The organism is Bacillus paranthracis (assembly GCF_024296885.1).
GTDB classification, from domain to species: domain Bacteria; phylum Bacillota; class Bacilli; order Bacillales; family Bacillaceae_G; genus Bacillus_A; species Bacillus_A paranthracis.
This window is the reverse complement of sequence record NZ_CP101135.1, coordinates 388297-404395: the sequence shown is the minus strand read 5'-3', so window position 1 is coordinate 404395 and position 16099 is coordinate 388297. Positions and strand designations below refer to the sequence as shown.

14 protein-coding genes are annotated in these 16099 nt (G+C 36.6%); 6 read left to right on the top strand and 8 right to left on the bottom strand.

Annotated features, from left to right (window positions below; genetic code table 11):
- Window positions 1-245 precede the first annotated feature (245 nt).
- Genes NLJ82_RS02100 through mtnK form a run of 3 tightly spaced genes read right to left on the bottom strand, consistent with a single transcriptional unit; the run spans window position 246 to window position 3227 of the window.
- A complete protein-coding gene (locus tag NLJ82_RS02100) occupies window positions 246-887 on the bottom strand; it encodes an L-fuculose-phosphate aldolase (RefSeq protein WP_000926545.1) in 642 nt (213 codons plus the stop codon).
- Window positions 888-941: 54 nt separating this feature from the next.
- Window positions 942-1985: an S-methyl-5-thioribose-1-phosphate isomerase gene (gene mtnA / locus NLJ82_RS02095; RefSeq protein WP_000392484.1), complete on the bottom strand. Its 1044-nt coding sequence runs from the start codon at window positions 1983-1985 to the stop codon at window positions 942-944.
- A gap of 12 nt (window positions 1986-1997) precedes the next feature.
- The gene (gene mtnK, locus NLJ82_RS02090) at window positions 1998-3227 is read right to left on the bottom strand and encodes an S-methyl-5-thioribose kinase (protein ID WP_000033256.1); all 1230 of its coding nucleotides are present in this window, start codon (window positions 3225-3227) and stop codon (window positions 1998-2000) included.
- 588 nt (window positions 3228-3815) lie between these two features.
- Between mtnK and ahpC the strand changes: the two genes are divergently transcribed.
- Together ahpC and ahpF are read left to right on the top strand one after the other, a co-directional pair.
- Entirely contained in the window at window positions 3816-4379 is a 564-nt protein-coding gene (gene ahpC, locus NLJ82_RS02085) for an alkyl hydroperoxide reductase subunit C (RefSeq protein WP_000924421.1), read from the top strand.
- Window positions 4380-4393: 14 nt separating this feature from the next.
- Window positions 4394-5920 carry an alkyl hydroperoxide reductase subunit F gene (ahpF, locus tag NLJ82_RS02080; protein ID WP_000599494.1) on the top strand — a complete coding sequence of 509 codons (1527 nt, stop codon included), beginning with the start codon at window positions 4394-4396 and terminating at the stop codon, window positions 5918-5920.
- Window positions 5921-5967: 47 nt separating this feature from the next.
- Here the strand turns inward: ahpF and NLJ82_RS02075 are convergent, their stop codons facing one another.
- Window positions 5968-6576 (bottom strand): SAM-dependent methyltransferase, encoded by a 609-nt coding sequence (locus NLJ82_RS02075; RefSeq protein ID WP_001005638.1) that lies wholly within the window; start codon window positions 6574-6576, stop codon window positions 5968-5970.
- Between the two features lie 223 nt (window positions 6577-6799).
- Window positions 6800-7915: a M20 peptidase aminoacylase family protein gene (locus NLJ82_RS02070; RefSeq protein WP_000853530.1), complete on the bottom strand. Its 1116-nt coding sequence runs from the start codon at window positions 7913-7915 to the stop codon at window positions 6800-6802.
- A 297-nt stretch (window positions 7916-8212) separates the two neighbouring features.
- On the opposite strand from NLJ82_RS02070, the gene nhaC reads away from it, so the two are divergent.
- The gene (gene nhaC, locus NLJ82_RS02065; RefSeq protein WP_000711544.1) at window positions 8213-9634 is read left to right on the top strand and encodes a Na+/H+ antiporter NhaC; all 1422 of its coding nucleotides are present in this window, start codon (window positions 8213-8215) and stop codon (window positions 9632-9634) included.
- Here the strand turns inward: nhaC and NLJ82_RS02060 are convergent.
- Window positions 9623-10894: a hypothetical protein gene (locus NLJ82_RS02060; protein ID WP_000972828.1), complete on the bottom strand. Its 1272-nt coding sequence runs from the start codon at window positions 10892-10894 to the stop codon at window positions 9623-9625. The genes nhaC and NLJ82_RS02060 overlap by 12 nt on opposite strands.
- Before the next feature lie 92 nt (window positions 10895-10986).
- Between NLJ82_RS02060 and NLJ82_RS02055 the strand changes: the two genes are divergently transcribed.
- Window positions 10987-12096: a mandelate racemase/muconate lactonizing enzyme family protein gene (locus tag NLJ82_RS02055; RefSeq protein ID WP_000704470.1), complete on the top strand. Its 1110-nt coding sequence runs from the start codon at window positions 10987-10989 to the stop codon at window positions 12094-12096.
- A 14-nt stretch (window positions 12097-12110) separates the two neighbouring features.
- A complete protein-coding gene (locus NLJ82_RS02050) occupies window positions 12111-12806 on the top strand; it encodes an N-acetyltransferase (protein ID WP_000217572.1) in 696 nt (231 codons plus the stop codon).
- A gap of 149 nt (window positions 12807-12955) precedes the next feature.
- On the opposite strand, the gene NLJ82_RS02045 is transcribed toward NLJ82_RS02050, so the two are convergent.
- Both NLJ82_RS02045 and NLJ82_RS02040 read right to left on the bottom strand, forming a co-directional pair.
- Window positions 12956-13663, bottom strand: a complete 708-nt coding sequence (locus NLJ82_RS02045; RefSeq protein ID WP_000233766.1) for a M48 family metallopeptidase — start codon at window positions 13661-13663, stop codon at window positions 12956-12958.
- A gap of 93 nt (window positions 13664-13756) precedes the next feature.
- Window positions 13757-14275 carry a YehS family protein gene (locus tag NLJ82_RS02040; RefSeq protein ID WP_001251737.1) on the bottom strand — a complete coding sequence of 173 codons (519 nt, stop codon included), beginning with the start codon at window positions 14273-14275 and terminating at the stop codon, window positions 13757-13759.
- 642 nt (window positions 14276-14917) lie between these two features.
- On the opposite strand from NLJ82_RS02040, the gene NLJ82_RS02035 reads away from it, so the two are divergent.
- Window positions 14918-16047 (top strand): IS3 family transposase gene (locus NLJ82_RS02035; RefSeq protein ID WP_085964324.1). Its coding sequence is split into 2 segments (ribosomal slippage): window positions 14918-15173 and window positions 15173-16047, totalling 1131 coding nucleotides; the frame shifts between segments, so codons are not numbered across the junction.
- The last annotated feature ends 52 nt before the right edge of the window (window positions 16048-16099 follow it).

The window sequence follows — 16099 nt, the reverse complement described above, 5'->3', positions numbered from 1 at the left end:
TCCCCAAACCTTATCCATCCCTTCATTCTCTTCACTTTATCAGTTATTCTCCCCAAAATATGTATATACTTTTCTAAACTACTTATATTTTATGCTTATCTATCCTTAATAAAAGTTACAATATTTACCTCATTATATCATTAAATTAAATTATTCCCTTAAAAGGATTTAATATTTATAAAAAAATCTACTGCAATAGATCCTTTTCCGAATCTATCGCAATAGACAAAACACTCCATAGCTAACTACTGCTGTCCATACCCTTCAAACTTCTTCGCCAAATTCTCCATCTCGTCTTCTGGCAATAGCTTCGGTTCCCCAATGCTTTTCGTTTGATAATAAATTTGCGCACAAAACTCAATTTCTTCTGCAACGGTAAATGCCATTTTTATATGATTTGCACCTGCAATTAAACCGTGGTTCGCAAGTAAAACGGCACGACGATCAATCATCCCTTCGAAAGCCGCCTCTGCTAATTGCTTCGTACCAAATGTTTCATACGGTGCACAACGAACATTTGGGCCTGCGAAAGCAATTAAATACGATACTGCGGGCAGTTCCCATCCTAATGATGCAATCGTCTTTGCATAAGGAGAATGTGTATGCACAAGCGCATTTATATCTTCACGCTTTCTATAATAAATAAGATGCATATCAAGTTCGCTTGATGGTTTTCTCTCTCCCTCTACTACATCGCCATCTAAGTTTAATATAACTACATCTTCAGGCTTCGTTTCATAATAATCTAAACCACTTGGGCTAATGGCAACAAGACCTTGCTCCCGATTGAAAATACTAATATTACCGCCTGTCCCCTTTGTTAAACCGCTAGAAATCATTTTCTTTCCATACGCTACAATTTCTTCTCTCTCTTTTTGTAATAACATATACATCCCCCTAAGTATGAAGCTTATGATGACTGACTTTTTAAATCTATCCACTTATTGAAATAGCTTTTTTAAGTTTTCCGTAAACGGTGCTTTTACAATGCCTTTTTCCGTAATAATCGCTGTTACATTTTCATGTGGCGTGACATCAAATGCTGGATTATATACTTTACTTTCTTTCGGAGCAGAATATTGTCCGAAGCGATTAATTACTTCAGAAGCATCTCTTTCCTCAATCGGAATTTCTTTTCCTGTCCGTGTTTTTAAGTCAATTGTCGGCGTTGGTGCCGCTACATAAAACGGAATGTTGTAGTATTTCGCTAAAATAGATACGCCTAATGTTCCAATTTTATTTGCTATATCACCATTTGCTGCCACACGGTCGCATCCAACGATTACCGCATCAATCTTCCCTTGTGACATAACCATAGCTGCCATATTATCTGTAATGACAGTGACGTCAATTCCCGCTCGCTGCAATTCTAATGCTGTTAACGTTGAACCTTGTAATCTAGGACGTGTCTCATCTGAATAGATTTTCAAGTCCCATCCTTTTTCTTTCGCTAAGTACATTGGAGCTGTCGCAGTACCATACTTAGTCGTCGCTAACGCACCTGCATTACAATGTGTTAATACTCCCATTCCATCATGGAATAATGTTAGTGCATGTTCTCCAATGTGACGGTTAATTTCTTCATCTTCTCTATGAATCTCTTTTGCCTCTTCTAATAATCTATCTTTCAACTGGGCGATTGATAAGTGTGCGTTCTCTGTCGCGACTGCCTCCATTCTTTCAAGTGCCCAAAATAAGTTTACTGCTGTCGGTCTTGATGTTGCTAAGTATGCACATACCTTTTTTACTTCCTCTATCAATTCTTCCACCGTATTTTGAGTAACTTCCTTGGCTCCTAAATACACACCGTAAGCTGCTGAAACACCAATCGCTGGCGCACCTCTTACTTTCATTACTTGAATGGCATCCCACACACCTTCAGCTGTCTTGAAAGATTCATAAACAACCTCATTCGGTAATAATGTTTGATCTAATAAAACTAAAGCATCATCTTTCCACTGGATTGGTATTAATTGCTCTTCCATCATCTTCTCCCCTTACTTCGCGTAGTGCATTGACTGTTCTTTTAACGTTTCTACAAAGCTTGTACCTGTTTTATATTGATTCGCTCGTAAAATAAATTTCTTTGCTACTTGAAGACAAATGCGTTCTGCTCTAGCACGTGCTTCCTCATTCTCAATACAAGTAATATCTTTTACTTTCGCAAGCCCAACAATACGACGAATTAACTCAAGACCTGTCACTGCAGCTGTATCCTCTAATACAGATTGTAAATATACTTCGTTAAAGCCTTCCTCCTTCGCCATGATTTCTGTCACATGAATATTCCAAGCATCTAGAAACTTCTTCTTAAATAGATCAATTACCTCTACCATTGTCGATTGTAACCAATCCATATACGTATCTTTCTCGGCTCCAGTTGACATTGTCGCATCTGCATTTACCCAAGCAAACATTAAATTCGCCATTACATTCCCAATGTCATAGCCCATTGGTCCATAAAAAGCAAACTCAGGATCAATTACCTTTGTGGAATCATTTTTTACAAAAACAGAACCAGTATGCAAATCACCGTGAATAAGCGCCTGTGCATTCGTCATAAAAGAAAACTTAAGTTTTGCTACTTCTATACGAAGCTCTTTATCACTATAAATATGTTCTCTAATCCACCCTTCATTTAACAGAAATAACTCATTACGCTTATTATGATTTGTAAATGGCTCAGCGTATACGAGTTCTTCTGTAATCTCACATAACTCAGGATTTATATAATTCTTCACAAGTTCCTTCTTCTCTTTATGATTCATTACAACGTCCGATGTTAATAAGAGCGTATTTACCAAAAAGGTCGTTAAATCATCCGCAAGCCTCGGAAATATTTCATGATGTATAAGTGCTGTACGTAATATTGTGTGATCCGATAAGTCTTCCATTATGCAACAATTCATCACACTATCAAACAAATACACCTTCGGAACAAGTCCAGGTGCTAACTCTTCCTCTAACTGCAAAACATCCGATTCTATACGAATACGATTCGTCGACAACTTAAACTCATCTGAAATACGTGCTGTATCCCCAGCTTGCTTTACAATGACAGAAATGTTCTTCTGTTCATCCCAAACACGGAATACATAATTTAAATTACCATCGCCTATTTCTTTACACTGTAACCCCTTTGCATGTTCAAACTTACATAATTTCTCTTTCACATATACAATCACATCGCTAGCTTCCATTAAAAAATACTTCGTGAACTTAGACATGGTTTCCCCTCCACACTAATTGTAAGCGTTTTCTAAAAGCTATAAAAAATAATAGGATTAAATCTTTCATCCTATAATATATGTTCTTCTTTTTGAAATGTATATCTAGGTTTTATTATATCTTGTTAATATCTTGAGTCAATGTTTCTATATCATTGCAATATGCTTCCTAATTATATATTTGAGAGGACAAAAATTGTTCAAAAAGATTCTAGTTCATTTTATTTTATTTATCACACAATTCTTTGTAAAATAGAAATACGCAGTTCCTTTTCAAAAAGACAACTTCTAAGAAATATTTCCTTCCTAAGAATTGATACTTACATCATATCTCTAACATACACACTACTCTTTCAAGCACTCATTGAAAATTTATAAACTTAAAATTACCTTTCCATTCCCTGTTATCCTTAATTGAGAATAAATATTAATTAAATTGATATAAAGTTCGTTTATTCGCTTGACAAAATAACCACTTCTATATGATAATTAATATCGAATTAGAATTATTATAGTTAATTAAAAAATATATTTTATGAGCACACTATTTTTTGATGCTCAAAACCAACATTTAGGAGGAATTTTAATATGTTATTAATCGGCACAGAAGTAAAACCGTTTAAAGCTAATGCTTACCATAATGGAGAATTTATCCAAGTTACTGACGAAAGTTTAAAAGGAAAATGGAGTGTAGTTTGTTTCTACCCAGCTGACTTCACATTCGTTTGCCCAACTGAACTTGAAGACTTACAAAACCAATATGCAACTCTTAAAGAGTTAGGCGTTGAAGTATACTCTGTATCTACAGACACTCACTTCACTCACAAAGCATGGCATGATAGCTCAGAAACTATCGGCAAAATCGAGTACATCATGATTGGTGACCCAACTCGTACAATCACTAGCAACTTCAACGTTTTAATGGAAGAAGAAGGTCTTGCTGCTCGTGGTACATTCATCATCGATCCAGACGGCGTTATCCAATCTATGGAAATCAATGCTGACGGTATCGGCCGTGACGCAAGCATTCTTGTTAACAAAATTAAAGCAGCTCAATACGTACGTAACAACCCAGGTGAAGTTTGCCCAGCTAAATGGCAAGAGGGTTCTGCAACACTTAAACCAAGCCTTGACCTTGTAGGCAAAATCTAAGGAGTTCGATCAAAATGATACTAGATGCAGATATAAAAACACAACTATCCCAATACCTTCAGTTAATGGAGAACGATATTTTACTTAAAGTAAGCGCAGGAGACGACGACGTATCTAAAGATATGTTAGCTTTAGTAGACGAATTAGCTACTATGTCATCTAAGATTACAGTAGAAAAAGTTGAACTAGAGAGAACACCAAGCTTTAGCGTAAACCGCCCTGGTGAAGACACTGGTGTCGTATTCGCTGGTATTCCATTAGGACACGAATTTACTTCATTAGTGTTAGCTTTACTACAAGTAAGTGGACGCGCTCCAAAAGTTGAACAAAAATTAATCGATCAAATTAAAAACATTCAAGGCGAATATCATTTTGAATCTTATATCAGCCTAAGTTGTCATAACTGTCCTGATGTTGTACAAGCTCTTAACGTAATGAGCGTTCTTAATTCTGGTATTACACATACTATGATTGATGGCGCTGCATTCAAAGAGGAAGTAGAAAGCAAAGACATCATGGCAGTACCAACTGTTTACCTAAACGGCGAATCTTTCGGAAGCGGTCGTATGACACTTGAAGAAATTTTAGCTAAAATGGGTAACGGTCCAGATGCATCAGAGCTTTCTGATAAAGATCCATACGATGTTCTTGTTGTTGGTGGCGGCCCTGCTGGCGCAAGTGCAGCAATTTATGCAGCACGTAAAGGCATCCGCACTGGTATCGTTGCTGAGCGCTTCGGTGGTCAAGTAATGGATACTATGGGCATTGAGAACTTCATCAGCGTAAAACGCACTGAAGGTCCTAAGCTAGTAGCAAGCCTTGAAGAGCACGTAAAAGAATACGACATCGATGTAATGAATCTACAACGTGCAAAACGTTTAGAGAAAAAAGAACTTATTGAAGTGGAACTTGAAAACGGCGCTATTCTGAAAAGTAAGAGCGTAATCGTTTCAACAGGTGCTCGCTGGCGTAATGTTGGCGTACCAGGTGAAGCTGAGTTCAAAAATAAAGGTGTAGCATACTGCCCACACTGTGACGGTCCATTATTCACTGGAAAAGACGTAGCAGTTATCGGCGGCGGTAACTCTGGTATTGAAGCAGCTATCGACTTAGCAGGTATTGTTAAGCACGTAACTGTTCTTGAATTCATGCCGGAATTAAAAGCTGATGCTGTATTACAAGAGCGTCTTAACAGCTTACCAAACGTAACTGTTCTGAAAAACGTTCAAACGAAAGAAATTACTGGTACTGATAAAGTAAACGGTATTTCTTACATCGATCGTGAAACTGAAGAAGTTCATCACGTTGAATTACAAGGTGTATTCGTACAAATCGGTCTTGTTCCAAACACAGACTGGTTAGGCGAAACAGTTGAGCGCGTTCGCGGTGAAATCGTAACAGACAAGCACGGCGCTACAAACGTACCAGGAGTGTTTGCTGCAGGTGACTGTACAAATAATCCGTACAAACAAATCATCATCTCTATGGGTTCAGGTGCAAACGCAGCTTTAGGTGCATTTGATTACTTAATCCGTAACTAATTATATAAACGTGAGTAAAAAAAGCGGGTGCCTTGGCACCTGCTTTTTTATAATCTTAATGTATAAATTAAAAATCTCTCATTCCCATTCTTCTCATAAGCACCTGGCAATCTAACTTCTTTCTTCAGCTCAAACGCAGTCTGATTTTCTAAGAAGAAAATATAGTCCTCAGAAGGATAATACAAAATAATATCCACTTCTCTCCCCGTTTCTTCTACAGAAAGTAAAATGTTATTTACTACGTTCATAAATACTTGTACAGAAAATGGGTTGAAGAAATAAAACCGGTTATCACGTGAATCAATTTCATATTCCTGCGCTAAACAGCATTCAAACCTAATTTTATCTTTGCTGTTTCTTACCTTTCGTGCATAACGATCTCGATTATCCATCGCTTCTTTATAAAACTCTTCATTCATTTCAATTCCAACTGCTGAAGCACCACATTTATGATGCATATAAAAGTTTAATCGCCCTTTTCCGCATCCAAAGTCTACAATTCGGTCGCTACTTCGTATTTCATATTGATTCAATAACTCATCTAATCCGCTATACGGCGTCGGTTCATAGCGATGATAATGCATAGACTTGTTAAACCCTTTTTGCTCACCGACTGTTTTTATATGTAAAACTGCATCGTAATATTGTTCGTTCATTCGTTTTCTCCTATTAAAAAATGGTACTTATTATTATACACCATGTACTGGATGCTCATTTTTTATCAAATTAATAGGTACGTGAAATTATATCGACGATTTTCTCAATATATCTATCGTAATTTCAAATATATCAACGATTTTTTCAATATATCGACGTTTCGACAAAGGATATCGACTTAACGACAAATTTCTACAAAAAAAAAAAAAAAACAGAAGCTCCCTAGCCCCTGTCTTCTAACACTTTCAATACAGTTTGTTTTAATATTTCTACCCCATCCATAATGCAACTATGATCGAACTTCATATACGGATGGTGTAATCCAGGTTGTAGGTCTGCTCCTAATCCAAGCATGACAGCTTTTAAATGTGGTCTCTTCACTGTGTAATAATGGAAATCATCGCTTCCTGTCGTATAAAGTGGTCCCGTACATTTATCTTCCCCATACACTTCAAGAATGCCTTTACGCATAAATCGCTCAGCTTCTTCTGAAACTTCAGCTCCTGGCGCGAGATCAATCCACTCATATGAAGTTTTCGATCCCATCGATGCAGCTGATTCTATGACATGCTCTATTTTTTTCTTCAATTCTTCTAATAATGTATTACTCTCCGCTCTGACATCTAAACTAAAATGCCCGTTACCCGGAATAATATTTAAATTATCACCACCAGCTTGGCACCTCGTCATCTTTACTGAATAGGAACTTTGCGGTGGTAGCCATATGTTTTTCAAACCGATATTAATCATGGAAATAACATCAATCGCATTTATCCCTTGATGCGGGCGTGCTCCATGTGCATCTTCTCCGTGAATCGTACCCTCTAAAAATCCTGCTGCTCCGTGACGAATTGATGGGGCAGCTTGTTTCAAAGATAGTTCTTCAATTGGGCGCAAATGAACACCGAATAGGAAATCCGCATCATCCACAGCACCTTTCTCTACCATTTTTAAAGCTCCATTCCCTTTTTCTTCTGCCGGCTGAAAAATAAATCTAACTGTGCCACTTTTCCACCTCATATTCTTTAATTGTAACATAAGTCCCATTACAATCGTCATATGCGCATCATGACCACACGAATGATTCGCCTTAAACTCTCCATTCACTTCTTGCCAAAGTGCATCCATATCAGCACGAATCGCAATAACTGGATTTCCGCTTCCAATTTCAGCAATCACCCCTGGGCAATCATCAAATATTTTATATGAAATTCCTTCTTCTTTTAAAAAGTTAGTAATATACGCTGTCGTTTCATACTCTTTCCAACTCACTTCAGGGTTTTCATGTAAATGCTGAAAAATTTCAGTTAAACGCTCTTGTAGTTCTAATGTTTTCAAAGCTACATTCTCCTTCCCAAATTCCAAACCATTCAGGTTAATTATACTTATGAAAAACAGATGTTTTTATGAACATATTGAATTTTAAGAAAAAAGTCAATTATTTATTTTTAAACACTAAAAAAGCTTACTCTACATCTATATTACAAACTAAACAAACAACTAGAATATTACTTATTTTCTGTCTTTTATGTTGACGCTTACATATATTTTTAGTTATCATAACCTAATAAACGTCTATTTTACGACAATTCTAAAAATACAAACAAACATACATACATAACAAGGAGGACATTTATGAAAAAAGAAATACCTTTTGGTGTAGCCATGATCCCTATTATCATTACAGTTGCAGTTATGATGGTTACAATTGTTGTATTAAAACAAAGCCCTCACGTCCCACTTATTATCGGTACAACCGTTGCTTCCATCGTCGCTTGGCGTTACGGTTACAAATGGAACGACATTGAAGAAGCAATGTATAAAGGAATTCGCCTCGCATTACCCGCTATCGTTATCATTATTCTAGTAGGTTTAACGATCGGTGCTTGGATTGGTGGTGGAATCGTCGCAACAATGATTTATTACGGTTTAAATCTATTAACACCATCACTATTTTTAGTTTCAATTACAATTATTTGTTCTATTGTTGCATTAGCTATTGGTAGCTCTTGGTCTACAATGGGAACAATTGGTGTTGCAGGAATGGGTATTGGCCTAAGTATGGGAATCCCAGCTCCAATGGTTGCCGGTGCTATCATTTCCGGTTCTTATTTCGGCGATAAAATGTCACCGCTTTCAGACACAACAAACTTAGCCGCAGGATTAACAAATACAGATTTATTCACACATATTCGTCATATGTTATTTACTACAATTCCAGGTTTAATTATTACTCTTATCGTTTACGCGTTCTTAGGAAGAAGCTTCGGTGCTAACAATATCGATGCAAAAAGCATCGAGCAAACATTACAAGTATTGCAACAAAACTTTGTTATCTCACCTTTCCTATTAATCATACCTGTAGTTGTTATGGTATTGGTCGCTAAAAAAGTTCCTGCTATACCAGCTATTCTCGTAGGTATTATTTTAGGATTTTTATCACAAGTCTTTATTCAAGGTGGTTCTGTCTCATCAGCTGTCGCTGCACTCCAAAGTGGATTTGTCATAGACACTGGCAACAAGCTAGTAGACGAGCTATTTAATCGTGGTGGTTTAAGCTCTATGATGAATACCGTCTCTATGACAATTGTCGCTATGACTTTCGGAGGAGTATTAGAACATACAGGTATTCTTCGCTCCATTGTAAATCAAATTTTAAAATTAGCGACATCAGCAAAAGGACTTATCGCTTCAACTATCGCATCTTGCTTTGCAACAAATCTTACTTGCTCTGAACAATATATTTCGATTGTTGTTCCTTCAAGAATGTACGCGAATGCATACACAGAAAAAGGACTACATTCTAAAAATTTATCCAGAGCATTAGAAGATGGAGGAACATTAACTTCTGTTTTTGTACCTTGGAATACATGCGGTGTATTTATACTCGCAACACTCGGCGTAGGTGCTTTCGAATATGCTCCTTATGCTATATTGAATTTCATCGTACCTATTATCTCGATTATTTACGGTATAACTGGTCTCACAATTACGAAACTATCTGACATTGAAAAAGCGGAACTACTAAAGAAACAAAAAGCTCAATTAGAAGCTTAAAGATAACGGTAAATTCAGTTCATATATTGCGCGAGGACGCCCTTGTTGATAAGGCATTTCCTCGCCGCAAATATGAACATATCCATAATCAACTAGTTTCTTTAATAACCTTTCAGTTGATCGTCGAGTCACTTGTAAGTATTCAGAAAGATCTGCTGCTGTAAACTTCAATGACGGATGCGATTGACTAAATTGAATGATTTTTGACAAGTTGGCCGGACTAAGCTTCGTTTCCTTCGCTATTTTCATTAGTTCCGGATTATCATTTTTCAAACTTTGTACTCTCTGTTCTTTCGGGAACGGACCAAATAAATCTTTATCACTTGTTAGTATATAAAAACAACGATCTATTGGATTATTCTTTGCAAAACTTTGAGCAATTTTTGCATTTTGCTCCGCCTCTTTCACAGTTTTCCCATAACCAAATCCAATAGCTATCGTTCTTTCTACGCTCGCAAACAAGTTATCTATCGCATTTGTTTTAATAATCGATTCGATATCACCACGAGTTGTATACAAAATGCATGTCATTTCATCCACTTGTTTAAATGAACCACGTAGTTCTTTTGAAATGACATCTAGTTTTTCAAGCAAATTCGTTCGTAATTCTAAGGAAGAAATAATACAAGCACCAACAGTAGCTGAATAGCTTTTTGCTAACTCAGCTTTTATTTTTGCATCTTTTAACCCATGTATAATGGACTGTGTTGGATCAATCATTCGCTCTGAAGGAACACCTAGTTTTTGAAGCTCGTCGTAAACAGCATGAATACTAGTTAAAGCTAAATGAGCCTCTCCAGATTGATATTTAGCTACATGAAAATCGATAACTCTATTTATTTCATCTTTACTCCACAGCATATTCTCATAATCAAACACTTGTGGACTTTCTTTTATACCGATATCATGGAACACATTTGTAATAAACGAGCGGTCTACTAAATCGATAGAAATGTTATGTGGTTGAATACTTTGATGATACATGATAGAAAGAATTGAAGATGCGACAGTTGTCTCGTCTTGCTGTAAGTACGTACTTGGAATTCGTAATTGTTCTCTTATTTCTTTTGCCATATAATAAGGTAAAGCACCTGAGAAAAAGATGACATCACAAGGCTTTAAACGCTTTAATAGTTCAGAAGATTCCGCCGGATGAAGGTAAATATATGGATCAATCTCTATTTCTTCTAGTTTATGAGCAATAGGTAAAATTGTCTCCATAAACTCTTTTGAACCGACAACCGCAATTTTTATCATCATTTCTCTAACTCCTTATCATTAATTAACGACTATTTAACGTCAACTATATCAAATGTACAAAACCATTGTAAACAGGAAGGGGTCTTTATTCAATGAAAATTACAGCTATTCACCTTTACGCAATTCGTTTACCGCTTCGCGATCCGTTTGTTATTAGTTACGGTTCTTATTCTCATATGCCTTCTATTATCGTCAAAATGGAAACAGATGAAGGCATTATCGGTTACGGTGAAGGCGTTGCTGATGATCACGTTACAGGCGAATCGTGGGAAAGTACTTTCCATACTTTAAAACATACACTTGCTCCTGCTCTTATCGGGAAAAATCCAATGAATATCGAGAAAATACACGATATGATGGACAATACAATTTACTGTGTTCCTACTGCAAAAGCTGCAATAGATATTGCTTGTTTTGATATAATGGGCAAAAAACTAAATCAACCTATATATCAATTAATTGGCGGACGCTACCATGAAGAATTTCCTGTCACTCACGTCTTAAGTATCGCAGATCCAGAAGAAATGGCTGAAGAAGCTGCCTCTATGATTCAGAAAGGTTACCAATCTTTCAAAATGAAAGTCGGTACAAATGTAAAAGAAGATGTAAAAAGAATTGAAGCGGTACGTGAACGTGTAGGAAATGATATTGCGATTCGCGTTGATGTAAACCAAGGGTGGAAAAATAGCGCCAACACATTAACAGCACTTCGTTCATTAAGTCATGTAAACATCGACTGGATTGAACAGCCTGTCATTGCAGACGATATTGACGCAATGGCTCACATTCGTTCGAAAACAGACCTTCCGCTTATGATTGATGAAGGATTAAAAGGTTCTCGTGAAATGCGCCAAATCATTAAATTAGACGCCGCTGATAAAGTAAATATAAAACTAATGAAATGCGGTGGCATATATCCTGCTGTAAAACTCGCTCACCAAGCAGAAATGGCCGGCATCGAATGCCAAGTTGGATCCATGGTCGAATCATCCGTTGCCTCTTCCGCAGGATTCCATGTCGCTTTCTCGAAAAAAATTATTACGAGCGTTGAACTTACAGGTCCATTAAAGTTCACGAAAGACATCGGAAACTTACATTACGACGTACCATTTATTCGCTTAAACGAAAAGCCAGGACTCGGCATTGAAATAAACGAAGATACACTACAAGAACTAACCGTATTTCAAGAAGTTGTACGCTAAAGGAGGACTAACGCATGACAGTTCTATACAAAGGATCATTAAAACAAAATAACGATCCATTTCATGTTACATTACTATCCAAAGAGCACATCGAACAAATTTTATTACTACAGAACGTTGTAGTTGAAGCACTAGAAGATAAAAGCCGTTTACAACCACTTTCACAAGAAGAATTTCAATACATTCTAGAAGGAAACGGTATGATGATCGGTGCTTTTATCAAAAACGAACTCATCGCATTTCGCGCCCTACTCGTCCCTCCTATCGACGATGAACATTTAGGACTTGATATCGGCTTACCAGAAAGTGAACTACACCGCGTCATCTATCAAGAAATCTCAAACGTTCATCCGAACTACCGCGGAAATGGGATGCAAAAAATATTAGCGACAGTCATCATGGACGAATTACAAAAAGAAAACAGCAAATATGATTATGTGTGCTGCACCGTTGCCCCTTTTAACATTCCGAGTTTAAAGGATAAGTTCGCGCAAGGGATGGAGATTGCTGCACTGAAGGAGAAGTATGGCGGAAGTATGCGGTATGTTTTTGTGAAGGAATTGCGTGGGGACAAGGAGAGAGATTGGACGGAGATTGAGAACGTTCTGATGAGCGATGCTGGTGGACAACAGACGTTGCTTTCAGAGGGGTATCGTGGGTATGGATTGGAGAAAATAGACGAAGATTTTGTTGTGAAATTTGGACGATAATTGCTAGGTAAGAAAAAGGAGATGTCTGCTGATCTCCTTTTTCTTTATTGAACATATCGATTGCAACTCCAAATATATCAACGATTTTTGAAATATATCGGCTTACCGTCAAGTATTGACAATAATTGCAACCTATATAAAGCCCACCACTAAACCGTCATCTTCCAACTAGATAATGCTAACCAATTCTCCATTTCCTTATAATCGGGCATGATCTTCCCGACAAGACGCCAAAAAGAGCGATCGTGATTTAAATGAACCATATGACACATTTCATGAACAACTACATAGTCAATTACTCGCTGTGGTGCCATTGCTAGCTTCCAGTTGAATGTTAGTTGTAAATTCGAATCGCAAGTACCCCAAGTACGACTACTATCTGTAATACGAATAGAACGTGGTTTTGTTTTGAAATTACTTTGATGCAATTTAATGCTCTTCTCTACTAAGGTTTTACACTGCTTATAATAAAATCGTTTTAACGCTTGCTGTATTTTCTCATCTTTAAGATCTTTCACATAAATATGTAGCTTATCTCCTTCAAACACTGCATTGTCTTGCGTAATATTTGCATCTTGAGAAATTTGTATCGGATACGTACTTCCTAAATACAAAAAGCCTTCTCCTTGATCATAATCCTTTTCCTGTGGTCCACGCGCTCGCTCCGCCATTTCCTTACGTGTTGTCTGAATCCAATCCCACTTCTCCTCTAGCAACTGGACTAAATATTCAACAGGTGTCCCTTTTGGAGCTTGTACTTCTACATTTCCGTAAGAATCTACAAAAAGACGCACTGATTTTTTCTTCTTATAAGTTATATGAAAATTAATTGTCTCACCTAAATAAGTATGTACCATTTCATCACCTAACGTATTATTTTACATATAAAAAGAGTAGGATACGAACGTCCTACTCTACCTATTATATCATTTACCGCTTTAACGGAATCATTATCCTCTATACTTTACAGCTAATCCCTTAATGAAGTTCCTTGCGTATCTATCGCCGCACTCTTTGTAATTTTTATGACCTTTTTTTCTTAATAGAGCGCCTAGTTCTCCCTTAGTCACTGTAACGCCTACGCTATCTAATATATCAAGTACATCCTCACTCGTTAAAGATAGTGCGATTTTCATTTTCTTTAGAAGAAGGTTGTTAGCACTCTCTTTGCTTTGTACAGGTGCCGGTTGCCCTGGTTTCGGATCTTGCTTCCCTCTTTTTAAAGTAATAAATCCATTGAAAAATGCTTCTAACATCATCATATCGCATGTTTTTACGTACTCATCTTCTTCCACATCAGGGTTTTCAGGTTCGTGCTGAGGCGCTCTCTTTATTTTTGTAAGCATATCAACTACGTCTTCTTTCGTTACTTCCATACCGCCAAGTTTAAAGATTTCTACCATATCTATATCTCTTATATCTAAAGCATATCTTACTCTTTTTAATATATCGTTGTTGCTCATTGCCATTGTTTTTCCTCCTGAAATGTTGAATATTTATACGGCAGTCGAAGTGCATTCTCTGACATACTTTAGTTTCTAAATTAACATGTTTAGTATCATTGGGCTTATTGTATAGTCTTCTCTAATTAATATTTTTTAAGACTATACCAAAAACACAAGAAGACTTAATTTCAAGAGACGAATCCAATTTTTCCGATTCATTTTCGTCTCTTTCAATGTGCATGTAAATTCAGTTCATATTTAGTACACCTGAAATTTGTTCAAAAGATAAAAGTGCTGAAGGAGAATTATAGTAAGAATATACAGCATGTTTTGTGCAGGAGTTGCTAACACTAAAAATAGTGGGACAAGTATTAACACTGTACCCGTGAGTAATATTCACGACCAACAGCTATTACTTATAGAGGCATATAGAGAAAGCTGACGAAAACAAGCTGATAAATATTATTAAACATAAAAAAATCAAAGCAAAATATATAAACTTAACCAGCGTATCTCTTCAAATCTTTAATGTTTTCTATAAATAGAGTGAACTCAATAATAACAAGCCTTAAAATTTATCTAGTTATTTTGGATAGGCTACACTAAACTAGACAAAAAAATTAAGGTCAAGTAGACTACAACTAATATATTTGAGGAGAATCTACTATGACGAAAAATAAAAGAGAAAGAAGAACATTTACAACAGAATTTAAACACCAAATGGTTCAACTGTATCAAAATGGTAAACCAGGGAAAGACATCATTAAAGAATACAGATTAACACCATCATCATTGGATCGGTGGATCAATCAAAATCATACGTCTGGCTCGTTTAAAGAGAAAGATAATAAGACCGCTGAACAACTAGAATTGGAAGCTTTGAGAAAACAAAACAAACAGCTTCTTATGGAAAATGACATTTTAAAGCAAGCGGCGCTGATACTAGGACGAAAGTAAAAGTAGTGAAGAATAACCTACATAAATACTCGATATCAGCAATGTGCAATGTCCTACAATTATCAAGAGCAACGTATTACTATGAGGCAAAACAAGCACAACATACAGGCGATGAATTGTCACCACTCGTGAAAGAAATCTTCCGAGAGAGCCGTCAGAACTATGGAACACGAAAAATAAAAGTGGAATTGAAGAAATTAGGATATGTGATTTCACGTCGTCGTATTGGACGAATCATGCAAAACCAAGGTTTAGTATCTAACTATACGATTGCACAATTTAAGCCACAGAGAGTTAGCTGTAATGAAGAAAAAATTTCAAACGAACTTGATCGTCAGTTTAACCAGAAAGAAGAACTGGCTGTAGTCGTAAGTGATTTAACATACGTCCGTGTGAACAAAAAGTGGAATTACGTATGTTTATTAGTTGATCTCTTTAATCGAGAAATCATAGGACATAGCGCAGGCCAAAAGAAAGATGCCGCGCTTGTTTCGCAAGCTTTCGCAACGGTGAAAGCAAACTTGAATCGGATTACCTTATTTCATACAGACCGAGGAAATGAGTTCAAAAACAAGCTGATTCATGAAACGTTAGAGACCTTCCAAATCAAGCGTTCATTAAGTGCAAAAGGCTGTCCATACGATAATGCGGTAGCGGAAGCAACCTACAAAATCTTTAAAACAGAGTTCGTCCGCGGTCGTCATTTCGCAAGTTTAGAAGAATTGACCTTAGAATTGAACGACTACGTAAACTGGTTTAACAATGTTAGAATCCATGGAACACTAGACTATTTGAGTCCTGTTCAGTACAGGCAGGAACACCTTAAAAAAATTGTCTAGTTTCGTGTTGACATACCATTTATCATACTCTAATTACTAATTTAAAATAAGA